This is a genomic window from Rhodopseudomonas parapalustris (genome assembly GCF_053772255.1).
In genome coordinates, this window is the sequence record NZ_JAMKBZ010000008.1 from 169,064 (window position 1) to 190,032 (window position 20,969).

Annotated in this window: 22 protein-coding genes; 14 read left to right on the forward strand and 8 right to left on the reverse strand. The window is 65.6% G+C overall.

All coding sequences use genetic code 11. From position 1 onward, the window contains the following. The first annotated feature begins 123 nt into the window (after positions 1–123). Both M9H71_RS09975 and M9H71_RS09980 read left to right on the forward strand, forming a co-directional pair. Positions 124–411 (forward strand): BrnT family toxin, encoded by a 288-nt coding sequence (locus tag M9H71_RS09975; protein ID WP_164602093.1) that lies wholly within the window; start codon positions 124–126, stop codon positions 409–411. Then, positions 359–643 carry a BrnA antitoxin family protein gene (locus M9H71_RS09980; protein WP_011158654.1) on the forward strand — a complete coding sequence of 95 codons (285 nt, stop codon included), beginning with the start codon at positions 359–361 and terminating at the stop codon, positions 641–643. The genes M9H71_RS09975 and M9H71_RS09980 overlap by 53 nt, the downstream gene beginning before the upstream one ends. Before the next feature lie 3 nt (positions 644–646). Here the strand turns inward: M9H71_RS09980 and M9H71_RS09985 are convergent, their stop codons facing one another. From M9H71_RS09985 to M9H71_RS09995, 3 genes are all read right to left on the reverse strand, one after another. Further along, positions 647–853 (reverse strand): hypothetical protein, encoded by a 207-nt coding sequence (locus M9H71_RS09985; protein ID WP_164602091.1) that lies wholly within the window; start codon positions 851–853, stop codon positions 647–649. Positions 854–864: 11 nt separating this feature from the next. Further along, the gene (gatC, locus tag M9H71_RS09990) at positions 865–1,152 is read right to left on the reverse strand and encodes an Asp-tRNA(Asn)/Glu-tRNA(Gln) amidotransferase subunit GatC (protein ID WP_455404873.1); all 288 of its coding nucleotides are present in this window, start codon (positions 1,150–1,152) and stop codon (positions 865–867) included. 87 nt (positions 1,153–1,239) lie between these two features. Then, positions 1,240–2,316, reverse strand: coding sequence for an NAD(P)H-dependent flavin oxidoreductase (locus tag M9H71_RS09995; protein ID WP_455404874.1), 1,077 nt, complete (start codon positions 2,314–2,316; stop codon positions 1,240–1,242). Between the two features lie 164 nt (positions 2,317–2,480). Between M9H71_RS09995 and ruvX the strand changes: the two genes are divergently transcribed. Further along, complete coding sequence (gene ruvX / locus M9H71_RS10000) at positions 2,481–2,963, forward strand: Holliday junction resolvase RuvX (protein ID WP_455404875.1); 483 nt, start codon at positions 2,481–2,483, stop codon at positions 2,961–2,963. A 21-nt stretch (positions 2,964–2,984) separates the two neighbouring features. Beyond that, positions 2,985–3,371 (forward strand): YchJ family protein, encoded by a 387-nt coding sequence (locus tag M9H71_RS10005; RefSeq protein WP_455404876.1) that lies wholly within the window; start codon positions 2,985–2,987, stop codon positions 3,369–3,371. A 131-nt stretch (positions 3,372–3,502) separates the two neighbouring features. On the opposite strand, the gene M9H71_RS10010 is transcribed toward M9H71_RS10005, so the two are convergent. Continuing rightward, positions 3,503–5,152: an acyl-CoA dehydrogenase family protein gene (locus M9H71_RS10010; RefSeq protein ID WP_455404877.1), complete on the reverse strand. Its 1,650-nt coding sequence runs from the start codon at positions 5,150–5,152 to the stop codon at positions 3,503–3,505. A gap of 78 nt (positions 5,153–5,230) precedes the next feature. Further along, a complete protein-coding gene (gene ipdC, locus M9H71_RS10015) occupies positions 5,231–6,862 on the reverse strand; it encodes an indolepyruvate/phenylpyruvate decarboxylase (protein WP_455404878.1) in 1,632 nt (543 codons plus the stop codon). Between the two features lie 190 nt (positions 6,863–7,052). Here ipdC and M9H71_RS10020 point away from each other — a divergent pair, with 190 nt between their 5' ends. The 3 genes from M9H71_RS10020 to plsY all read left to right on the forward strand — a co-directional run bounded on the left by M9H71_RS10020 (position 7,053) and on the right by plsY (position 10,091). Further along, the gene (locus M9H71_RS10020) at positions 7,053–8,006 is read left to right on the forward strand and encodes an aspartate carbamoyltransferase catalytic subunit (RefSeq protein WP_455404879.1); all 954 of its coding nucleotides are present in this window, start codon (positions 7,053–7,055) and stop codon (positions 8,004–8,006) included. A gap of 19 nt (positions 8,007–8,025) precedes the next feature. Continuing rightward, positions 8,026–9,336: a dihydroorotase gene (locus M9H71_RS10025; RefSeq protein ID WP_455404880.1), complete on the forward strand. Its 1,311-nt coding sequence runs from the start codon at positions 8,026–8,028 to the stop codon at positions 9,334–9,336. A 143-nt stretch (positions 9,337–9,479) separates the two neighbouring features. Next, positions 9,480–10,091, forward strand: coding sequence for a glycerol-3-phosphate 1-O-acyltransferase PlsY (gene plsY / locus M9H71_RS10030; RefSeq protein ID WP_455404881.1), 612 nt, complete (start codon positions 9,480–9,482; stop codon positions 10,089–10,091). A gap of 45 nt (positions 10,092–10,136) precedes the next feature. Here the strand turns inward: plsY and M9H71_RS10035 are convergent, their stop codons facing one another. Beyond that, positions 10,137–10,376: a hypothetical protein gene (locus tag M9H71_RS10035; RefSeq protein ID WP_155413335.1), complete on the reverse strand. Its 240-nt coding sequence runs from the start codon at positions 10,374–10,376 to the stop codon at positions 10,137–10,139. A 56-nt stretch (positions 10,377–10,432) separates the two neighbouring features. Between M9H71_RS10035 and M9H71_RS10040 the strand changes: the two genes are divergently transcribed. Continuing rightward, positions 10,433–10,690 carry a hypothetical protein gene (locus tag M9H71_RS10040; protein ID WP_455404882.1) on the forward strand — a complete coding sequence of 86 codons (258 nt, stop codon included), beginning with the start codon at positions 10,433–10,435 and terminating at the stop codon, positions 10,688–10,690. A 105-nt stretch (positions 10,691–10,795) separates the two neighbouring features. Beyond that, entirely contained in the window at positions 10,796–11,929 is a 1,134-nt protein-coding gene (gene dprA / locus M9H71_RS10045) for a DNA-processing protein DprA (RefSeq protein ID WP_455404883.1), read from the forward strand. A gap of 254 nt (positions 11,930–12,183) precedes the next feature. Here dprA and M9H71_RS10050 read toward each other — a convergent pair whose 3' ends face one another. Further along, entirely contained in the window at positions 12,184–12,399 is a 216-nt protein-coding gene (locus tag M9H71_RS10050) for a hypothetical protein (RefSeq protein ID WP_455404884.1), read from the reverse strand. Between the two features lie 245 nt (positions 12,400–12,644). Between M9H71_RS10050 and topA the strand changes: the two genes are divergently transcribed. The 4 genes from topA (at position 12,645) to M9H71_RS10070 (ending at position 18,981) form a co-directional block, all read left to right on the forward strand. Beyond that, positions 12,645–15,380, forward strand: a complete 2,736-nt coding sequence (gene topA, locus M9H71_RS10055) for a type I DNA topoisomerase (protein ID WP_455404885.1) — start codon at positions 12,645–12,647, stop codon at positions 15,378–15,380. Positions 15,381–15,382: 2 nt separating this feature from the next. Further along, positions 15,383–17,728: a ribonuclease R gene (gene rnr, locus M9H71_RS10060; RefSeq protein ID WP_455404886.1), complete on the forward strand. Its 2,346-nt coding sequence runs from the start codon at positions 15,383–15,385 to the stop codon at positions 17,726–17,728. Continuing rightward, positions 17,728–18,156, forward strand: a complete 429-nt coding sequence (locus M9H71_RS10065) for a DUF983 domain-containing protein (protein ID WP_455404887.1) — start codon at positions 17,728–17,730, stop codon at positions 18,154–18,156. Before rnr ends, M9H71_RS10065 begins: the two co-directional genes overlap by 1 nt. A gap of 69 nt (positions 18,157–18,225) precedes the next feature. After that, positions 18,226–18,981, forward strand: coding sequence for an NUDIX hydrolase (locus M9H71_RS10070; protein WP_455404888.1), 756 nt, complete (start codon positions 18,226–18,228; stop codon positions 18,979–18,981). A 34-nt stretch (positions 18,982–19,015) separates the two neighbouring features. On the opposite strand, the gene M9H71_RS10075 is transcribed toward M9H71_RS10070, so the two are convergent. Beyond that, on the reverse strand, positions 19,016–20,263 hold the full coding sequence (locus M9H71_RS10075; protein WP_455404889.1) for an MFS transporter: 1,248 nt from the start codon (positions 20,261–20,263) through the stop codon (positions 19,016–19,018). Between the two features lie 299 nt (positions 20,264–20,562). On the opposite strand from M9H71_RS10075, the gene rpmG reads away from it, so the two are divergent. Continuing rightward, on the forward strand, positions 20,563–20,730 hold the full coding sequence (rpmG, locus tag M9H71_RS10080) for a 50S ribosomal protein L33 (protein ID WP_011158674.1): 168 nt from the start codon (positions 20,563–20,565) through the stop codon (positions 20,728–20,730). Positions 20,731–20,969: the final 239 nt, after the last annotated feature.

Sequence of the window (20,969 nt, forward strand, 5' to 3'; positions counted from 1 at the left end):
ATCGTGCGGCTCTGCTCAGCGCTGGCTAGCACAGCGCCTGCGGGAAATGAAGCGATTGCACCGATTTGCCCGTCGGTTACAGTCCGACCATTGACGGCAAGATTATTGTAGTTACATAATTCAATGGCAATCACGTTTGATCCGGCAAAGCGGGATTGGACCCGGCGGCATCGCGGTCTCGATTTTGCCGCGGATGCTGCAACGGCGTTTGCCGGACGCATCGTGACCAAGCTCGACGACCGATTTGACTACGGCGAGAGCCGTTACATCACGGCCGGATATGTTGGTTCACGCATGGTCGTGATTGTCTGGACGCCTCGCAACGGCGGTCGTCATGTGATTTCAATGAGGTACTGTCATGCCAAGGAAGAAGTCCGCTGGGCCGCGCTCTTTCGGCGAACCTCTGACTGACGATCCAGACGATGCCCCGGAACTGCTCGACGAGTTTTTCCGGACCGGTGAGATCCGCGTCGACGGCAAGATCGTCCGCCGCGGGCGTCCACCGCTCGGGACACAACCGAAAAGCTCCGTGACGCTGCGGCTGGATGCCGATGTGCTGGATGCCTATCGCGCTTTGGGCCGCGGCTGGCAGTCGCAGATCAACGCCGACCTGCGCCGGGTGCGGAAGCTGAAGAAGGCGTGATCTCTACTTATTGACCGGGCTGCAGAAGAACGGCGACAGCGTCTTGTCGTTCTCGGGCGCGTCGCGCTTGGCCTTGTCGGCGGCCTGCAGCTGGTCGAGCACCGCATCCATCGCCTTATCGGCATCGACGACCTTGCCCTGCCGCCCCATCGCGTCGAGGTAGTCCATGTAGGCCTGATAGGCCTTCTCGTCGTCGCACAGCAGGCACATCGGCGCGTCCTTTATTCGACCACCTTCGGCACCAGGAAGAAGTGATCCTCGGTCGCCGGGGCATTCGCCACCACCTGATCGGCAATTTCACCGTCATTGACCACGTCGGCGCGCTTCTTCATCTGCATCGGCGTCACCGAGGTCATCGGCTCGACGCCCTCGACGTTCACTTCCGAAAGCTGCTCGACGAAGGCCAGCATCGCGTTGAGCTCGCCCTGCAGATGCGGCACCTCGTCCTCGGTCACGGCGATCCGCGCCAGATGCGCGATGCGGCGAACAGTGGCGGTATCGACCGACATAATATAGGGCCCTTCTGCGAGATATCGACCTGCGCCGTATAGCAGAGCCCGGTTTCTCGTCGCAACCTCGGTGCGCCGCCCGCCGGCTCAGCCCGCGAGCTGGCTGAGCCGCGCCACGGCCGCGCCGGCCAGCGCCCGGGTGAGTTCGGCTGCCGGCATGTCGCGGCCGAGCCGGACCGCCTGCCCGGCCCACAGATTGGTGAAGTCGGTTTTGCCGTGCTGCTCGGCGGCCGACTTCAGCGGCCCCAATGCCGAGGCCGCATGCGGGAACGCCGGCGCGTCCGGCGACACCGGTCCGACCTCGCGCATCAGACGATTGGCGACGCCACGCGCCGGCCGGCCGGTCATCACATTGGTGATCACGGTTGCTTCGTCGGTGCCCTGCGCGAGCTGCGCCCGCACCAGCGCACTGGTCCGAGCTTCGGGGCAACGCAGATACGCGGTGCCGATCTGCACGCCGGCGGCGCCGAGCGCGAACGCCGCCGCGATGCCGCGGCCGTCCGCGATGCCGCCCGCCGCGATCACCGGCACCCGCACCGCATCGACCACCTGAGGCAGCAGCGCGAACAATCCCGGCTGCTGCGCAATGTCATCAGTCATGAACATGCCGCGGTGGCCGCCAGCTTCGGCGCCCTGCACGATCACCGCGTCGACGCCGTGCTCTTCAAGCCAGATCGCCTCGCGCACGATCGTGGCGGATGCAATCACCTTGGCGCCGGTCGCCTTGACGCGGTCGAGCAGCGCCTTCTCCGGAAGCCCAAAGTGGAAGCTGACGACTTCGGGCCTCAGTTCCTCGACCAGCGCGCACATTGCCGCATCGAACGGCGCCCGGCTCGCCGCCGGTGCCGGCATCGCCGGATCGAGCCCGAGCTCCGTGAAGTACGGCGTCAATCGCTTGCGCCAGACTTGCTCGCGCGCCGCATCCGGCGTCACCGCCTGATGGCAGAAGAAGTTCAGATTGATCGACGCTGCGATCTGCTGCCGGAAGATCCCGACCTGCTCGCGCACTTTCTCCGGCGTCAGCATCGCGCAAGGCAGCGAGGCCAGCGCCCCGCCGCGCGCCGCGGCAACGGCGAGTTCCGCATCCATCGCTCCCGCCATCGGGGCGAGCAGGATTGGGCATTCGATAGCGAACAGGTCGAGGAGACGGCGATCCGGCCACATGATCAGGCTCTCGCGATGGAAGGGGGAAGCGGTGCGGCGTCGTTGCCGACCTCCGTTTTACACATCAACGCAGCCTGGGCTATGGCGGTTCTGCGGCATGGCCGGCGGGGCAGAAGGACCAATGGAGGTTTTCGTAACTCCTCTGCGCATGCTATGCGGGCGTTATGCCTGCCCAAATCCTCCCTCTGATCGAAGCCGCTGCGCACTGGCCAGCGCGCGGCGGCCTGCTCGGCCTCGACCTCGGTACCAAGACGATCGGCGTCGCGGCGTCCGACCCCGACCGCAAGCTTGCCACCGGCGTCGAGACCATCGCTCGCAAGGCGTTCACCGCCGATGCTGCGCGGCTGCTGGCACTCGCGGCCGAGCGCACCGCCTGCGGCTTCGTGCTCGGCCTGCCGCTCAACATGGACGGCAGCGAGGGACCGCGGGCGCAGTCGACCCGCGCTTTTGCCCGCAATCTGGCGAAACTCACCGAGCTGCCGATCGGACTGTGGGACGAGCGGCTGTCGACCGCCGCGGTCGAGCGCGAGCTGATCGCCAATGACGTCAGCCGGGCGAAACGAGCCAAGGTGATCGACGAACACGCCGCGATCTTCATCCTCCAGGGCGCACTCGACCGCCTCGCGGCGATGCGCCGCGCCGAGTGAGCCTGCGACAGGAATGATCCGATGAATTGCGTCTGCGGCTCGGGAAAGGCTTACGACGACTGCTGCGGCCCCTTGCTCGCCCGTACCCGGCCCGCCTCGTCGCCGGAAGCGTTGATGCGATCGCGCTACGCGGCCTATGCTCTGAAAGACTTCGACTACATCGTCGAGACCACCGATCCGGAGCGGCGCGATCTGTTCGATCACGACGTCAATCGCGCCTGGATGGAAGAGTCGGACTTTCTCGAATTGCGGGTGCTCGGCAGCACCGAGAAAGGCAGCCGCGGCACCGTCGAGTTCATCGCCCGCTTCCGCCGCGGCGGCGCCCCCGAGCAGAGCCATCACGAGCGCTCGCAATTCCGCAAAGCTCGAGGCCGCTGGTACTTCTCGGAAGGCGAAGCGGTCGACTGATCACTTGCGCTCCCGTCATCGCGAGGAGCGAAGCGACGAAGCGATCCAGAAACGCAGTGCACTGAGCCTCTGGATTGCTTCGCTTCGCTCGCAATGACGGAGTTAGCGCTTCCGCAAAAGCACCCGCCGCCTCACATCTCCGGCAGCACGCGCGCCAACAGGCCCTTCGCGATGTCGGTCGGAATATCGGCGGCGCCGTACAGCGTCGCCGGCTCGGGCGCCAGCCGGGTGCGCGCGAACATCTCGGCATGCGGCGGGTGGATTTCGTTGAGGGCTGCGGCGGCGGCGAGCTTGGCCAACATCTCGACGGCCAGCCGCGCGGTGCGCTCGTTATCGACCTGCAGAAGTGCCCGTGCGATCAGGCCGGCCGCCGTCGGCCCGCCGGTGAGCGCCGAGGTATCCTGGATCAGCGCCTGCAACACCTCGGTGCCGGCATCGCTCTCCCGGGAGATCGCGCGCAGCACGTCCAGGCACATTACGTTGCCGGATCCTTCCCAGATCGCATTGACCGGCGCCTCACGATAATGCCGCGTCAGGATGCCCTCCTCGACGTAGCCGTTGCCGCCGAGGCATTCCATCGCTTCGTACACGAATGGCGGCGCCGACTTGCAGATCCAGTACTTCACCGCCGGCGTCAGCAGCCGCATATAGGCGGCTTCGAACGGATCGTTCGGCGCCTCGTCGAAGGCGCGGCAAAGCCGCATCACCAGCGCGACCGAAGCCTCGACCTGCAGCGCCATGTCGGCGAGAACCGAGACCATCAGCGAATGGTCGGCGAGACGCTTCTCGAAAACGGTGCGGTGTCGGGTGTGCTGCACGGCATGCGCCAGCGACGAGCGCATCAGGCCGGCGGAAGCGATCGCGCAATCCTGCCGGGTGAGCTGCACCATCTGGATGATGGTGCGGACGCCGCGGCCGGGCTCGCCGACCGGCAGCGCATAGGCGCCGGTGAACTCGACTTCGGACGACGCATTGGAGCGGTTGCCGAGCTTGTCCTTCAGCCGCTGGAACCGGATCTCGTTGACCGAACCATCGGGCGCAAAGCGCGGCATGAAGAAGCAACTCAGCCCTTCGTCGGCCTGCGCCAGCACCAGGAAGGCGTCGCACATCGGCGCCGACATGAACCATTTGTGGCCGACGATGCGATAGGCGTCACCATCGCGGATCGCGCGCGTGGTGTTGGTGCGGAGATCGGTGCCGCCCTGCTTCTCGGTCATCCCCATGCCGATGCTCATGCCCCGCTTGGCGGACCACGGCGCGAAGCTCGGATCGTACTGACGCGTGCCGAGCACCGGCATCACCTGCGCCAGCAGATCCGGCTGCGCTCCCAGCGCGGCGACCGATGCGCGCGTCATCGTCACAGGACAGAGGTGACCGGTCTCCACCTGAGCGGCCATGTAGAACTTCGCCGCGCGCACCACTTCCGAAGCATTGCCGGCGGGCTTGCCGTGCGTGTCCCAGGTGGAGTTGTGCAGGCCGGCCTTGAAGCTCTCAGCCATCAGTTCGTGATAGGACGGATGGAATTCGACCTGATCGCGGCGCACCCCCTTGGCGTCGAACGTCTTTAGCTTCGGGGTATATTCATTGGCGAGGCGGCCGCGTTCGGCCATCTCGGTGGTTCCCCACGCCTTGCCGAAGGCTTCGAGCTCGACATGCGCGTTGGCACCCTGATTGAAGGTGACCGCCTCGAGCAACGGCCGGTCGGCGCCGAACAGGTCGAGGTCCGGAAGCGGCGGCGACTGGTTGAACACCTCGTGGGTGGCGAAGGATGGCTGCGTCATGTCGGTCCTGGAGCGGTGCGGATTCGCGCGCATGTTACGCAGAAAACCGCCCCGAGGACACGGCGGATCGCCGCGCCCTCACTTCATCCGTTCGCGCGCCGCCTTGAAGCCGATGACGAAACGGGCGAGCGTGTGCGAGGTGGCGCCGCGTGGCAGCATCACCTCGATCAGCGAGAACACCCCGCGCCGCTCGACTGCGCGGGCGAGCGCCGCGGCGAGTTCGGCGCGCGTCGTCACGCGTTCGCCGACCCCGCCGATCGACTTGGCGATGTCGGCGAAATGCCAGTCGTCGAGATCGTTGAACTTCGACTCCGGCTGGAACACCCGCAGCATTTCCCAACTGCAATTGTTGAACAGCACCACGATCGGATCGAGCCCGTAGCGCTTGCAATTGCCGAGCTCCCAGCCGGTCATCTGGAACGCGCCGTCGCCGACCAGCACCAGCGGCCGTAAGCCTGTCGCGGCAACGCCGATACCGGCGGGCACGCCGAACCCCATACCCGCATAGTATCCCGGTGCCGCCAGCGCGGTGTTGTCGATCTCCATCGCGGTGAACAGGCAGTCGCCGATATCCGCGGTCATCGGCATTTTTCCGTAGCGGTCGAACAGATCGTTGATCGCGGTGGCGATATCCGACGGCGCGATCGGGGCCCCATCAGCAGTGAGCCCCCGCGGGTAGCCCATCCCCTTGCCGACATTGCGCGGCCGCGGTGGATGCTGCGCGGCGTGGGCGTCGAGGCCCGCGATCAGATCGGCCAGCGGAAGATCGCGATAAACATGATGACCGATCTGTACCTCGCGTCCGGTTGCCAGAACGGTGCGGCGCGGATCGGTCATGTTGGAGGACAGCGCGAAGTTGGTGTCGGACAGAATGACACCGAACATCAGCACCAGATCGGACTCTTCGACCAGCGCCGACAGGCCTGCATCGCCGGCCGCGCCCATGTAGGTGCCGGCGACGACGTCGTCCTCACCTTCGAGCAGGCCACGGCCCATAAAGGTGGTCACCACCGGCAGGCCGAGTTTGCGCGCCAGCGCGGCAACCTGTTTCTCCACGCCGTAACGGCGGATCTCGACGTCGACCACCACCACTGGCGACTTTGCCTTGGCGATCCGCGCCAGAATCTCCTCGGCGCACTCCTCTAGCGCGCCGGCGTCGGCCTCCCGCCGCGGCAGCTTCGGCACCGGGTCGACCTTGGCGTCGACCATGTCACGCGGAAATTCGATGTACACCGGAAGCGACAATTCGAGCGCGCTGCGCAGCACCCTGGCGATCTCGGCCGGCGCGGTGACAGGATCGGTCAGCACGGCTTGATCGCAGGTGACTTCCTTGAATACCGCGAGTTGGGAATCGACGGTGCGGACCTGGTGATGCAGCAGATAACCGCTGGTCCGCTCGCGCGCGCCCGGCGCCCCGGCGATCACCACCACTGGCGAGCGCTCCGCATAGGCCCCGGCAATCGAGTTGACGAGGTTGAAGGCGCCGGCCCCGTAGGTCACCACCGCGACACCGATGCTGCCGCGATAGCGCGACGCCGCATCGGCTGCGAACCCGACCGCCGGCTCGTGGCTCATGGTGAAATACGGCAGTGCGCCGCTCTCCTCGATCACCTTGAAGAACGGCAGCACGAAATCGCCGGGAATGCCAAAGATCTCTCGGGCACCATGATCCTTGAGGGCGTCGAGCAGCGCGGTCGCAAGCGTCGGCATGGGAGCTCCTGGATGGCACGAAGAGACCCGACCGCTTTACCAGAGCTCACGACTTTCGACCAACGCAGGCAAAGGTGAGACGCGGCAAAACCGAAATGTCGGCTGTTCCACAACGCCCGGGGGATTATTCCGCGCCGGGCTCCGTTGGCGCTTGCCCGGCTATCCAACACTCCCTATAGCTCTTGCTTTAATGACCCCCGCCCCAAAATCGACTTTCGTCCTCGGTCACCGGCATCTGCTGGGAATCGAAGGGCTTTCCGCCGCCGACATCACCGGCCTGCTCGACCTCTCCGAGGAGTATGTCGAGCTCAACCGGCAGGTCGACAAGAAGCGCACCTCTTTGCGCGGCCGCACCCAGGTCAATCTGTTCTTCGAAGCGTCCACGCGGACGCAGTCGTCGTTCGAGATCGCCGGCAAACGCCTCGGCGCCGACGTGATGAACATGAACGTGTCCTCGTCCTCGATGCGCAAGGGCGAGACGCTGATGGACACCGCGGTGACGCTGAATGCGATGCACCCGGACATCCTGGTGGTCCGCCATCACGCCTCCGGCGCGGTGGAACTGCTGGCGCGCAAGGTCGACGGCTCGGTGATCAACGCCGGCGACGGCGCGCACGAGCATCCGACACAGGCGCTGCTCGACGCGCTCACGATCCGCCGCAACAAGGGCCGGCTCGAAGGCCTGGTGGTGGCGATCTGCGGTGACGTGATGCATTCGCGCGTCGCTCGCTCCAACATCCTTCTGCTGAATACGATGGGCGCGCGCGTCCGCGTCGTTGCCCCCTCCACACTGCTGCCGGCCGGAATCGAGCGGCTCGGCGTCGAGGTCGCGCGCGACATGCGCGAAGGACTCGACGGCGCCGACATCGTGATGATGCTGCGGCTGCAGCGCGAGCGCATGAACGGCTCGTTCGTGCCGTCCTCGGCCGAGTACTTCAACTATTTCGGGCTCGACCAGAAGAAGCTGTCCTACGCCAAGCCGGACGCGCTGGTGATGCATCCGGGTCCGATGAACCGCGGCGTCGAGATCGACTCGATCGTCGCCGATGGCGCCCAATCGGTGATCCGCGAACAAGTCGAAATGGGCGTGGCGGTGCGGATGGCGGTGCTCGAAGCCCTCGCCCGCAACCTGCCGAACGCCTGATGCCGGAACGGGAAACAACATGCTGACCGACCGCCGCCCGATCCTGCTCGCCAACGCCCGCCTGATCGACCCCTCCCGCGACTTCGACGGCATCGGCGACGTGCTGATCGCCGATGGCGTGATCCGCGACGCCCGCCGCGGCATCGGCGCCGCCGGCGTTCCCGAAGGCACCGACATCGTCAATTGCGCCGGCATGGTGGTCGCCCCCGGCCTGATCGACATCCGTGCCTTCGTCGGCGAGCCCGGCGCGAGCCATCGCGAGACCTTCGCCTCCGCCAGTCAGGCAGCGGCTGCCGGCGGCATCACCACGATCGTCTGTCAGCCGAACACCAGCCCGGTGATCGACAATTCGGCGACGGTCGACTTCGTGATGCGCCGCGCCCGCGACACCGCGATCGTCAACATCCACCCGATGGCCGCGATCACCAAGGGCCTCGCCGGCGCCGAAATGACCGAGATCGGCCTGTTGAAGGCCGCCGGTGCGGTGGCATTCAGCGACGGCGACCTCAGCATCACCAACGCGCAGGTGATGCGCCGGGCGCTGACTTACGCGCGCGATTTCGACGCGCTGATCGTACACCATACCGAAGACCCGGACCTCGTCGGCGAAGGTGTGATGAACGAGGGTGAATTCGCCACCCGGCTCGGCCTCGCCGGCATTCCCAATGCCGCCGAGACGGTGATGCTGGAGCGCGACATCCGTCTGGTGATGCTGACCGGCGGCCGCTATCACGCCGCGTCGCTGACCTGCATTGAGTCGCTGGAAATCTTGCAGCGCGCCCGTGATCTCGGCCTGCCGGTCTCGGCGTCGGTGTCGATCAATCACGTCGCGCTGAACGAGAACGACATCGGCCCGTATCGGACCTTCCTGAAGCTGGCGCCGCCGCTTCGCACCGAGGCCGACCGTAAGGCACTGATCGCGGCGCTCGCCTCCGGCCTGATCGACGTGGTGATGTCGGACCACAATCCGCAGGACGTCGAGGTCAAGCGGCTGCCGTTCGCCGAGGCCGCGGCCGGCGCCATCGGGCTGGAGACGATGTTGCCTGCCGGGCTGCGGCTGGTGCACGCCGGCGAGCTCGATCTGTTGAGCCTCATCCGCGCGATGTCGACCCGGCCGGCCGAACTGCTCGGCCTGCCCGGCGGCAGTCTCCGGGCTGGCTCGCCCGCCGATCTGGTCGTGATCGACCCCGAAGTGCCGTGGCTGGTCGATCCGGACGAATTGAAGTCGAAGTGCAAGAACACCCCGTTCGACGAAGCGCGGTTCTCCGGCCGGGTGACCCGCACCATCGTCGGCGGCCGCACCGTCTATGAGCATGTCGGCGCGCATTGATGTGCCGCGGATTGAATGAAAACATTTCTCTTCGTCATTGCGAGCGAAGCGAAGCAATCCAGAGTCACAGATATGGACTGGATTGCTTCGTCGGCTTCGCCTCCTCGCAATGACGAACGCGACTGATTGAGGAGACGACCACGATGATGATCGGGATCTACATCGCCGCGCTGGTTATTGGTTATCTGTTCGGCTCGATCCCGTTCGGCCTGATCCTCACCAAGATCGCCGGCACCCAGGATCTGCGCTCGATCGGTTCGGGCAATATCGGCGCCACCAATGTGCTGCGCACCGGCCGTAAGGGCCTCGCCGCTGCAACATTGCTGCTCGATGCTCTGAAGGGTACCGCCGCCGTAATCCTCGCCGCCTATCTCGCCTCCGGCACCGACGCGATCGCCGCCAATGCCGCGATGCTGGCGGCGTTCGGCGCTTTCCTCGGCCATCTGTTTCCGGTGTGGTTGAAATTCAAAGGCGGCAAGGGTGTCGCCGTCTATATCGGCGTGCTGATCGGCCTGTTCTGGCCGGCTGCGGTGGTGTTCTGCCTGATGTGGCTCGCGACCGCCTTCACCTCGCGCTACTCATCGCTGTCGGCGCTGGTGGCGAGCTTCATAACCCCGATCTTCCTGTGGTGGTTCGGCCACAACGCCCTCGCCTCGCTGTTTGCCGTGCTGACCCTGCTGCTGTTCTGGATGCACCGCGAAAACATCAAGCGGCTGCAGGCCGGCACCGAGGGCAAGATCGGCGAGAAGAAGTAAGTGGCCTCGGCCGCCGTAGAAAACTAAGGCCGCGTTTCTATGGCATTATTCTGCCTCAACTGGCTCCGGACCCGGCACACCGGCTTCTTTCAAGGCTCTCGCCAGCTTTCTGTATAGATTTGGATTTCCACGCCGACTTCCGAGCTTGCCATTGACAGTAGTATGAAACCACCCGGAATTGGGCAGGGTCAGATGAATCTCGCCGGTTTTGTCATCGTACCAAGCGCCAATGTTGAGATACGCGGTATTGCCACCTTTCTCTGACCTGCGAATGTCGTCCGCCATGTCACGCCTCCTTTGGAGTATTTGAAGAATTAAAGCTAATTAGCAGGGAGCGATCAATGGAATTAGTCAGGCTCGGGAAATCCCCATTTCAGCGAACTGATGACAACGTCTCCACCGACAAACAGAGTGGCCTGGTAAAGGTGATCTTCAGGGGACAAAGCAACACAAGCGACTATCGAATTGATATCAGTTGGGATGACCTTGAGAAACTGGTGGTCGAATTTGCTGCCATGGGAGAGTCGAAGGCGAAGTTTCTGTTGCACGCCAAGAATCTCGCTGTTCATGCACGCCGCGCAGGCTGGAATCCAAGCTGACTAGGCGTCTGAACTTGTCGGAGCTTGCGACCTGAGGCAGTGCCCCTTTCGTCCGACCCTTGCCCGCACGCATAAGTTGCGCAACACTCCAGGCTGGGGGTGTGCTTGGGCGAGCCAATTACAAACGCGGAGAGCGTTCTTACCGAAGCGCAGCGGATCGATTGGCTGCGGCTGATCCGGGCCGACAATGTCGGCCCTCGCACCTTTCGTTCGCTAATCAATCATTTCGGCTCGGCGCGCGCGGCGCTGGAGCGGTTGCCGGAGCTGGCGCGGCGGGGTGGAGCGGCGCGGGCTGGACGTATCCCATCCGAAGACGAAGCGCGGCGCGAGATCGAGGCCGGCCGCCGGATTGGCGTCGAGCTGGTGGCACCCGGAGAGACCGGCTACCCGCCGCGGCTGGCGACGATCGACGATGCGCCGCCGCTGCTCGGCGTCCACGCCCTGCCCGATGCACACGCCGTGATGGGGCGTCCGATGATCGGGATCGTCGGCTCGCGCAACGCGTCCGGCGCCGGACTGAAATTCGCCGGCCAGCTCGCCGCCGATCTCGGCGCGGCCGGCTTCGTGGTGATCTCCGGCCTTGCCCGCGGCATCGACCAAGCGGCGCATCGGGCCAGCCTTGCCAGCGGCACCGTTGCGGTGCTGGCCGGCGGCCACGACAAGATCTACCCGGCCGAGCACCAGGACCTGCTGCTGGACATCATTCAGGCGCGCGGCGCCGCGATCTCCGAGATGCCGCTCGGCCATGTCCCACGCGGCAAGGACTTTCCCCGCCGCAACCGGCTGATCTCGGGCGCCTCGGTCGGGGTCGCCGTGATCGAGGCCGCCTATCGCTCGGGCTCGCTGATCACCGCCCGCCGCGCCGCCGATCAGGGACGCGAAGTGTTCGCCGTCCCAGGGTCGCCGCTCGACCCGCGCGCCGCCGGGACCAATGACCTGATCAAGCAAGGCGCGACGCTGATCACCTGTGCCGCCGACATCGTCGCAGCGGTGGCATCGATCCTGGAGCGGCCGCTGGAGACGCCGAGCCGCGAGCCGGAACACGCTCCGCCGGCCGGCGAGCCGGAAGCGAGCGATCGCACCCGCATCCTCTCCCTGCTCGGCCCGAGCCCTGTCGGGATCGACGATCTGATCCGCCTTTCCGGCATCTCGCCGGCCGTGGTGCGCACGGTGCTGCTGGAGCTCGAGCTCGCCGGCCGGCTGGAGCGCCATGGCGGCGCACTCGTGTCGTTGAGCTGAGGGAAGCGCCTTCCCAAAAAAGCCAACGGCCCGAAGCGGTCAGCTTCGAGCCATTGTCCAGGAGCGGACGTACATCCGGCCCACCCCGACGTTCGAATCGTGGACTGGTTCGGTTAATTAGAGGTTAACTGCGAACGCCTCGTGACAGCGGTTGCCGATGAAGGACATTTCCAGACTTGATGCCGTCAAAGCTCAACCAAAATCCGAGAAACCGCGAAAGAATCCTTCGTCATGAATGGGATCTCGGAACTTGTTCAATCTCCGCTGGAATTGCGCCGCCGACGGACGATCTCCTTTGCCTCCATCCGCGCCATGTCGAGCAAATAGCAAACCATGTCGAGGCGATGCGCCTGGGCCACCTGAATGAGCTGCCCGGTCGCTTCGGACAGGTATTGGGCTGCTTCAACGGGCCCGCCATCTCGTGGCCGGGCAGAACGCGAGTTTCGGTGGCTCTCGGACGGCGACGTCATCGGGCACCATTCCTGTACAGAATCGAACGCTCCAATTAGGAGCAGTGATTATGATATACACGCATAAGTTGTACACCTCTAGGTTTATGTTTGGTGAATTTCATGCCTGAGTGGAGTTGATTTCGCGCCGGTTCCCCGAGCGGCCATTTGACAGCGCACCCGTCACCACCCATGTTCCGGGCAATCCGGCCGGCGCGAGTCTCGCAGACCGGCCTTTTTCTCTTCATTCTGACGCCTGGAATGCGATGAACCTCGTCATTGTCGAGTCGCCGGCGAAGGCCAAGACGATCAACAAATATCTCGGCTCGTCCTATGAGGTTCTGGCCTCGTTCGGGCACGTCCGCGACTTGCCGGCGAAGAACGGATCGGTTGATCCCGACGCCGACTTCCAAATGATCTGGGAGGTCGACCCGAAAGCCGCGAGCCGGCTCAACGACATCGCCAAGGCTCTGAAGGGCGCGGACAAGCTGATCCTCGCAACCGACCCTGATCGCGAGGGCGAGGCAATCTCCTGGCATGTGCTGGAGGTGATGAAGCAGAAGCGTGCGCTGAAAGACCAACAGGTCGAGCGCGTGGTGTTCAACGCCATCACCAAACAGTCGGTCACCGACGCGATGAAGCACCCCCGCCAGATCGATGGTGCGCTGGTCGACGCCTATATGGCGCGCCGCGCGCTCGATTATCTGGTCGGCTTCACCCTGTCCCCGGTGCTGTGGCGCAAGCTGCCCGGCGCCCGCTCCGCCGGCCGGGTACAGTCGGTGGCGCTGCGGCTGGTGTGCGACCGCGAAACGGAAATCGAAAAATTCGTCCCGCGCGAGTATTGGTCGCTGATCGCCACTTTGGCGACGCCGCGTGGCGATACCTTCGAGGCGCGTCTGGTCGGCGCCGACGGCAAGAAGATCCAGCGGCTCGACATCGGCACCGGCGCCGAGGCCGAGGACTTCAAAAAGGCGATCGAAGCGGCGAATTTCCGCGTCGCCACCGTCGAAGCCAAGCCGGCACGCCGAAACCCCTACGCTCCGTTCACCACCTCGACGCTGCAGCAGGAGGCCAGCCGCAAGCTCGGCTTCGCGCCGGCCCACACCATGCGGGTGGCGCAGCGGCTGTATGAAGGCGTCGACATCGGCGGCGAGACCGTCGGACTCATTACTTATATGCGTACCGACGGCGTACAGATCGACCCGTCCGCCATCACCCAGGCGCGCAAGGTGATCGCCGAGGATTTCGGCAACGCCTACGTGCCGGAGTCGCCACGGCAATACACCGCCAAGGCCAAGAATGCGCAGGAAGCTCACGAAGCGATCCGCCCGACCGACCTGTCGCGCCGGCCGTCCGACGTCAGCCGCAACCTCGATTCCGACCAGGCCAGGCTGTACGAGCTGATCTGGATCCGCACCGTCGCCAGTCAGATGGAATCCGCCGAGCTGGAGCGCACCACCGTCGACATCGAGGCGAAAGCCGGATCGCGGGTGCTAGAGCTGCGCGCCACCGGCCAGGTGGTGAAGTTCGACGGCTTCCTCGCCGCCTATCAGGAAGGCCGCGACGACGACGCCGAGGACGAGGATTCCCGCCGGCTGCCGCCAATCAGCGAGAACGAAGCGCTGAAGCGCGAGGCGCTCGCCGTCACCCAGCATTTCACCGAGCCGCCGCCGCGATTCTCCGAAGCTTCGCTGGTGAAGCGGATGGAAGAGCTCGGCATCGGCCGGCCGTCGACATACGCCTCGATCCTGCAAGTGCTGAAGGATCGCGGCTACGTCCGGCTGGAGAAAAAGCGGCTGCACGGCGAGGACAAGGGCCGCGTCGTCGTCGCGTTCCTGGAGAGCTTCTTTACCCGCTACGTCGAATACGACTTCACCGCCGGACTTGAAGAAGATCTCGACCGCATCTCCAATAATGAAGTGTCCTGGAAACAGGTGCTGAGCGACTTCTGGCGCGACTTCATCGGCGCGGTCGACGAGATCAAGGACCTGCGCGTCGCCCAGGTGCTCGACGTGCTCGACGAGATGCTCGGCCCGCACATCTATCCGGCGCGCGAGGACGGCGGCGATCCGCGGCAGTGCCCGAGCTGCGGCACCGGCAAGCTCAACCTGAAGGCCGGCAAGTTCGGCGCCTTCGTCGGCTGCTCGAACTATCCCGAGTGCCGCTACACTCGGCCGCTCGCCTCCGACAGCGCCGGCGACGCCGACCGCGTGCTCGGCACCGATCCCGACAGCGGCCTCGACGTCGCGGTGAAGTCCGGCCGGTTCGGCCCCTACATCCAGCTCGGCGAGGCCAAGGATTACGGCGAAGGCGAAAAGCCGAAGCGGGCCGGCATTCCGAAGGGCACCTCGCCGTCCGATGTCGATCTCGAAATGGCGCTGAAGCTGCTGGCGTTGCCGCGCGAAGTCGGCAAGCATCCGGAGACCGGGCAGCCGATCAAGGCTGGCATCGGCCGGTTCGGCCCCTATGTGCAGCACGAGAAGACCTATGCCAGCCTCGAGGCCGGCGACGACGTCCACACCATCGGCCTGAACCGCGCGGTGACGCTGATTGCCGAGAAGGTTGCGAAGGGCCCGAGCAAGGGCCGCTTCGGCTCTGATCCCGGCAAGGCGCTGGGCGACCATCCGAGCCTCGGCGCGGTGGCAGTCAAGAAAGGCCGCTACGGTGCTTACGTCACCGCCGGCGGCGTCAACGCCACGATTCCGAACGACAAGACCGAAGACACCATCACCCTGCCCGAAGCGATCGCGCTGCTCGACGAGCGCGCCGCCAAGGGTGGCGGCAAGGCCAAGAAGGCACCGGCGAAGAAGGCCGCTGCCAAGAAGGCGGATGCCGACGGCAAGGCCAAGCCGGTGAAGAAGGCCGCTGCCAAGAAGGCCAAGCCGAAGGCTGAGAGCGCCGCCGCCAGCAAGGCGCGGGCACCGGTGGCGGCAAAGACGGCGGCGAAGAAGGCCGCCAAGCCCAAAGACGCGGCCAAGAGCAGCGCCGCCAAGAACGGATAGATGTGAGCAAGCCGCGCGACGCGAAGTTTCCGGACAAGGCCACCCTCCTCGCCTTCATCCGTGCCCACCCCGGCAAGGTCGGCACCCGGGAGATCGCGCGCGAATACGGCCTGAAGAACGCCGATCGCGCCGAACTGAAGCGGATGCTGCGCGAGCTTGCCGACGGCGGCAGCATCCGCAAGAGCGGGCGCCGCAAGGTCTCGGAGCCGGCCACGCTGCCCCCGACCTTGCTGACGGACATCGTCTCGCGCGACACCGACGGCGAGCTGATCGCCACCCCATCCGAATGGGACGAGCAGGACGGCGACGCGCCGAAGATCCGCATTCACACGCCGCGCCGGATCAAGCCCGGCGCCGCGGCCGGCGTCGGGGATCGGGCGCTGCTGCACGTCGAAGCCGCCGACCCGGGCGAGTCCGGCCCGGCTTATGTCGGCCGTATCATCCGTGTGCTCGAACGCGGCAAGGCGCGCATTCTCGGTATCTTCCGCGCGCTGCCGCAGGGCGGCGGCCGGATGGTGCCGGTCGACAAAAAACAAGCCGGGCGCGAACTCAACATTGCGGCGCACGATGCCGGCGGCGCGCAGGATGGCGACCTCGTCAGCGTTGATCTGATCCGCACCCGCGGGTTCGGCCTCGCCTCCGGCCGCGTCAAGGAGCGGCTCGGCTCGCTCGCCAGCGAAAAGGCGATCAGCCTGATCGCGATCCACACCCACGATATCCCGCAAGACTTCTCCTCGGCAGCGATCCGCGAGTCCGAAGCCGCGCAGCCGGCGACGCGATCCGGCCGCGAAGACTGGCGCGAATTGCCGCTGGTCACGATCGATCCGCCCGACGCCAAGGACCACGACGACGCGGTCCATGCCGAGCCGGACCCCGACCCCAACAACAAAGGCGGCGTGATCCTGCACGTCGCAATCGCCGACGTCGCTTACTACGTGCGCCCCGGCTCGGCGCTCGATCGCGATGCGCTGCGCCGCGGCAATTCGGTGTACTTCCCCGACCGCGTCGTGCCGATGCTGCCGGAACGGATCTCCAACGACCTGTGTTCGCTCAAGCCGGGCGAGCCGCGCGGCGCCCTCGCCGTCCGCATGGTGATCGACGCGCAAGGGCGCAAGCGCTCGCATTCGTTCCACCGCGTGCTGATGCGCTCGGCCGCGAAGCTGAGCTACGCGCAGGCCCAGGCGGCGATCGACGGCAGACCTGACGACGTCACCGGCCCGCTGCTCGAGACCATCCTGAAGCCGCTGTACGACGCCTATGCGGTGGTCAAGCGCGGCCGTGACGAGCGCGATCCGCTCGACCTCGATCTGCCCGAGCGCAAGATCGTTCTGAAGCCGGACGGCACCGTCGACCGCGTCATCGTACCCGAGCGGCTCGACGCGCACCGGCTGATCGAAGAGTTCATGATCCTCGCCAACGTCGCAGCCGCCGAGATGCTGGAGAAGAAGGCGCTGCCGCTGATCTATCGGGTTCACGACGAGCCCAGCGTCGAGAAGGTCCACAACCTCGTCGACTTCCTCAAGACGCTCGATCTGTCGTTCGCCAAAGGCGGCGCGCTGCGGCCGGCGCAGTTCAACCGCATCCTGGCGATGGTCAAAGGCGAAGACTCCGAGCCGCTGGTCAACGAGGTGGTGTTGCGCTCGCAGGCGCAAGCCGAATACAGCTCCGAGAACTACGGCCATTTCGGCCTCAACCTGCGGCGCTACGCGCACTTCACCTCGCCGATCCGGCGCTACGCCGATCTCGTGGTGCACCGCGCGCTGATCCGCGCGCTCGATCTCGGCGACGGTGCGCTGCCGCAGACCGAGACGGTCGAGACGCTGGCGGAGGTTGCGGCGCAGATCTCGCTCACCGAGCGGCGCGCGATGAAAGCCGAGCGCGAGACCGTCGACCGGCTGATCGCGCACCATCTCGCCGACCGGATCGGCGCAACGTTCCAGGGCCGCGTCTCCGGCGTCACCAAGGCCGGGCTGTTCGTCAAGCTGAGCGACACCGGCGCAGACGGACTGATCCCGATCCGCTCGCTCGGCGACGAGTATTACAACTACGACGAAACCCGCCATGCGCTCATCGGCTCGCGCAGCGGGGCCATGCACCGGCTGGGGGATGTGGTCGACGTCAAGCTGGTGGAAGCTGCGCCCGTCGCCGGCGCGCTGCGGTTCGAACTGGTCGGCAACGCCAACGTTGAATTCACGCACCGCAAGACTGCACGCAAGACCAAGGGGACGAGCAAGGCCAAGCTGAAAACCGAGAGCGGCAAGTCGGCGCGCACCAAGCCCGGACGGGCGAAGGCGCGGAAAGCGGCGAAGCCGAAACAAAAAACCAAGTCCGGGAGAGGAAAACGCTGATGACCACGCTGTCACGCGAGCCGATCGTCTGGCCGCCGCAATCCGCCCCGTCGCAGCAGCGCAACGTCTGGCAGGCGATGTGGCGCGGTTTCCGCGGCCGCTGCCCGAACTGCGGCGAAGGCCGGATGTTCCGCGCGTTCCTCAAGACCGCCGACCGCTGCGACAAATGCGGCCAGGATTTCACCGGCCACCGTGCCGACGATCTGCCGGCATATCTGGTGATCGTGATCGTCGGCCATATCGTGGTGCCGATGGCGCTGTCGATCGAAACGCATTACGCGCCGCCGGTAGAGCTGCAGCTTGCGATCTACCTGCCTTTCACCCTGCTGGCTTCGCTGCTATTGCTGCAGCCGGTCAAAGGCGCGGTGGTCGGATTGCAATGGGCATTCCGGATGCACGGCTTCGACGAGACCAACCCGGACCACTGACGGCGCGATTCCGACGCGGCGGCATAACGACAAACAACAACACCAACAAGAAACGACAACGGGAGCGACATGACCGAATCCGCGACACAGACCGAACCGAAGGTCGAGCAGGATCATCAGGAACCCAGCCACCACCCCTATTTCCGTCCCAAGGATGCCGCGACGCTGATCCTGGTTGATCGCAGCAACTCAACGCCCAAGGTGCTGGTCGGCAAGCGCCACGACAACGTGGTGTTCATGCCAGGCAAGTTCGTGTTTCCCGGCGGCCGTGTCGACAAGAGCGACGTCCGCGTCCCGGCGGCGGCGCCGATTCCGCCGGAGCTGGAAGCCAACCTACTCAAGGGCAGCCCGAAGACCACGCCATCCCGTGCCCGCGCGCTGGCCATCGCGGCGATCCGAGAGGCTTGCGAAGAGACCGGCCTGTGCCTCGGCTGCAAGACAGACACCAAGGCAAAGCTGGCCGGCCCGTGGCAACCTTTCGCTGAAGCCGGTCTGCTGCCCGACCCGTCCGGCCTGTTCCTGATCGCGCGCGCGATCACTCCGCCCGGCCGCATCAAGCGGTTCGACACCCGCTTCTTCACCGCCGATGCTTCGGCAATCGCGCACCGCGTCGACGGCGTGATCCATGCCGATGCCGAGCTGGTCGAACTGGTCTGGGTCGAGCTCGGCTCTAAGCCGCTCGCCGACCTGCATCCGATGACCAAGAACGTGCTCGGCGAACTCGATCGCAGGCTCGCCACCGGTCCGCTGCGGCACGACGCGCCGGTGCCGTTCTTCCACTTCTACGGCGGCAAGATGCAGAAGGACATGCTGCCTGGCGGCTGAACGCCCAGCCTGCTTCTGTACGACCAAACTCGAACTAACGGCGTGACCACCGCGCCGTCAGTTCGAGCAGCAAGGCGGTCGCCGCCAGCGCGCCGCCATAGAGGCTGACCACCGTCCAGCCGCCGTGGGCCCAGGCGAAGGCGGCACCAGCCGAGCCGATCGATCCGCCGATGAACATCCCGGTCATGAACACGGTGTTGAGCCGGTTGCGCGCCTCCGGCACCAGTGCGTAAACGATGTGCTGGTTGGAAATCAGCGCGCCCTGCAGGCCAAAATCCAGCACCACCACGCCGATCAGTAGTCCGGCGATGCTGCCCCACAGCCCGAACACCGCCCACGACGCCAGCACCAGCGCGGCGCCAACTGCGATCACCGGCCCCGGCCCGCTTCGGTCCGCGATCCGACCGGAGATCGGCGCGGCCAACACGCCGACCACGCCGACGAGGCCGAACAGACCTGCGGATTGGGCGCCGAGCCCAAACTTCGGCTCCTGCAGATGCAGCGCCAGCACCGTCCAGAAAACGCTGAAAGAGGCGAACAGCGCCGCCTGCACTGCGGTCGCCCGCCGCAGATCCGGCTGCTGACGCCACAGCGCCGCCAGCGATTTCAGCGCGGCGCCATAGCCAATATCGAGGTGACCGTGATGGCGCGGCAGCAGCCACGCCATCAGCGCCGCCGCCGCGAGCGCCAACGGCACAGACAGCCAGAACATCTCGCGCCAGCCGAGATGCCCGGCGACGAAGCCCGCCACCGTCCGGCTCAGCAGGATGCCGCACAACAGCCCGGCCATTACCAGTCCGATGGTTTTGCCGCGCCGCTCGGGCGCCGACAGCGCCGCGGCGAACGGCACCACCTGCTGGGCGACTGTCGCGCAGGCGCCGAGCGCCAGCGAGGCGGCAACGATCAGCCAGGCGGACGGCGCCAGTGCCACCAGCGCGGCCGCAAGCGCCAGCAGCACGAACTGGCCGGCGATCAGCCGCCGCCGGTCTGTCAGATCGCCGAGCGGCACGAGCAGGAACAGACCGACCGCGTAGCCGAGTTGGGTCGCCGTCGGGATCATCCCGGTCAGCGCCGTGTTGCCAAGGTCGCGCTCGATCACCCCCAGCATCGGTTGGTTGTAATAGATATTGGCGACGCCAATGCCGGTAGCCGCAGCCATCGCCAGTGTCAGCCCGGCGCCCATTGCGGGACCCGGCACCGCCGCCCCGCCGGAGCCGGGCCTGGGCGGAGGCTCGGATCGAGAATCCTCCGCAATGCGCAGGGCCGGCTCGCTAACGGTCATCTGGGGGCCTTTCGTGACAGAATCGGGGGCGGGCTTTCCGAACATGGGTCACAGCGTCCCGAAATCGAGGGCGATCACGGGAAGATCTGCGATGCGCGGAACGCTGTCTTGTCGGATTTGCCCGCTTTTTGAGGCCTCTGGGTGCGAGTTTCAGCGCTTCCGAGCGATTTTGCCCGCTTGACCCGCCTATCCTCGCCGAGAACCTTGACTTTCAGGCATTGGCGGCTAGTTTGCCGGCCAAACGCGGGTCCTGACGTTCGACCTCGCCTGTTTATTCCCAAATTTCGAGGTTTGAGATCATGGCCAAGGCGGTCACCATCAAGATCAAGCTCGTGTCGACGGCCGACACCGGGTTCTATTACGTGACGAAGAAGAACTCGCGCACCATGACCGACAAGATGGTCAAGAAGAAGTACGACCCGGTCGCGCGCAAGCATGTCGAGTTCAAGGAAGCCAAGATCAAGTAAGCCGCAATCGGCTCACTGACAGCATTCCTTCCGCGGGGCCTTCGGGCCCCGTTTCTATTTTAGGCGATGATCGGCAGCCTTCGCTCCACCCACAGACGTCATCGCCCGCGCAGGCGGGCGCCCAGTATCCCAGAGCGCCAAGATCAACCGTTAAGCCGCGGCGTACTGGATCCCCGCCTGCGCGGAGATGACGACCGTGCGTGATCGTGAGGTCGTGCCAAGTCGTCCGTGAAGTTTGC

Coding starts and splice junctions, on each gene's coding strand:
- M9H71_RS09975 (WP_164602093.1), top strand. CDS start 124: ATGGCAATCACGTTTGATCCGGCAAAGCGGGATTGGACCCGGCGGCAT.
- M9H71_RS09980 (WP_011158654.1), top strand. CDS start 359: ATGCCAAGGAAGAAGTCCGCTGGGCCGCGCTCTTTCGGCGAACCTCTG.
- M9H71_RS09985 (WP_164602091.1), bottom strand. CDS start 853: ATGTGCCTGCTGTGCGACGACGAGAAGGCCTATCAGGCCTACATGGAC.
- gatC (WP_455404873.1), bottom strand. CDS start 1,152: ATGTCGGTCGATACCGCCACTGTTCGCCGCATCGCGCATCTGGCGCGG.
- M9H71_RS09995 (WP_455404874.1), bottom strand. CDS start 2,316: ATGTGGCCGGATCGCCGTCTCCTCGACCTGTTCGCTATCGAATGCCCA.
- ruvX (WP_455404875.1), top strand. CDS start 2,481: ATGCCTGCCCAAATCCTCCCTCTGATCGAAGCCGCTGCGCACTGGCCA.
- M9H71_RS10005 (WP_455404876.1), top strand. CDS start 2,985: ATGAATTGCGTCTGCGGCTCGGGAAAGGCTTACGACGACTGCTGCGGC.
- M9H71_RS10010 (WP_455404877.1), bottom strand. CDS start 5,152: ATGACGCAGCCATCCTTCGCCACCCACGAGGTGTTCAACCAGTCGCCG.
- ipdC (WP_455404878.1), bottom strand. CDS start 6,862: ATGCCGACGCTTGCGACCGCGCTGCTCGACGCCCTCAAGGATCATGGT.
- M9H71_RS10020 (WP_455404879.1), top strand. CDS start 7,053: ATGACCCCCGCCCCAAAATCGACTTTCGTCCTCGGTCACCGGCATCTG.
- M9H71_RS10025 (WP_455404880.1), top strand. CDS start 8,026: ATGCTGACCGACCGCCGCCCGATCCTGCTCGCCAACGCCCGCCTGATC.
- plsY (WP_455404881.1), top strand. CDS start 9,480: ATGATGATCGGGATCTACATCGCCGCGCTGGTTATTGGTTATCTGTTC.
- M9H71_RS10035 (WP_155413335.1), bottom strand. CDS start 10,376: ATGGCGGACGACATTCGCAGGTCAGAGAAAGGTGGCAATACCGCGTAT.
- M9H71_RS10040 (WP_455404882.1), top strand. CDS start 10,433: ATGGAATTAGTCAGGCTCGGGAAATCCCCATTTCAGCGAACTGATGAC.
- M9H71_RS10050 (WP_455404884.1), bottom strand. CDS start 12,399: ATGACGTCGCCGTCCGAGAGCCACCGAAACTCGCGTTCTGCCCGGCCA.
- topA (WP_455404885.1), top strand. CDS start 12,645: ATGAACCTCGTCATTGTCGAGTCGCCGGCGAAGGCCAAGACGATCAAC.
- M9H71_RS10065 (WP_455404887.1), top strand. CDS start 17,728: ATGACCACGCTGTCACGCGAGCCGATCGTCTGGCCGCCGCAATCCGCC.
- M9H71_RS10070 (WP_455404888.1), top strand. CDS start 18,226: ATGACCGAATCCGCGACACAGACCGAACCGAAGGTCGAGCAGGATCAT.
- M9H71_RS10075 (WP_455404889.1), bottom strand. CDS start 20,263: ATGACCGTTAGCGAGCCGGCCCTGCGCATTGCGGAGGATTCTCGATCC.
- rpmG (WP_011158674.1), top strand. CDS start 20,563: ATGGCCAAGGCGGTCACCATCAAGATCAAGCTCGTGTCGACGGCCGAC.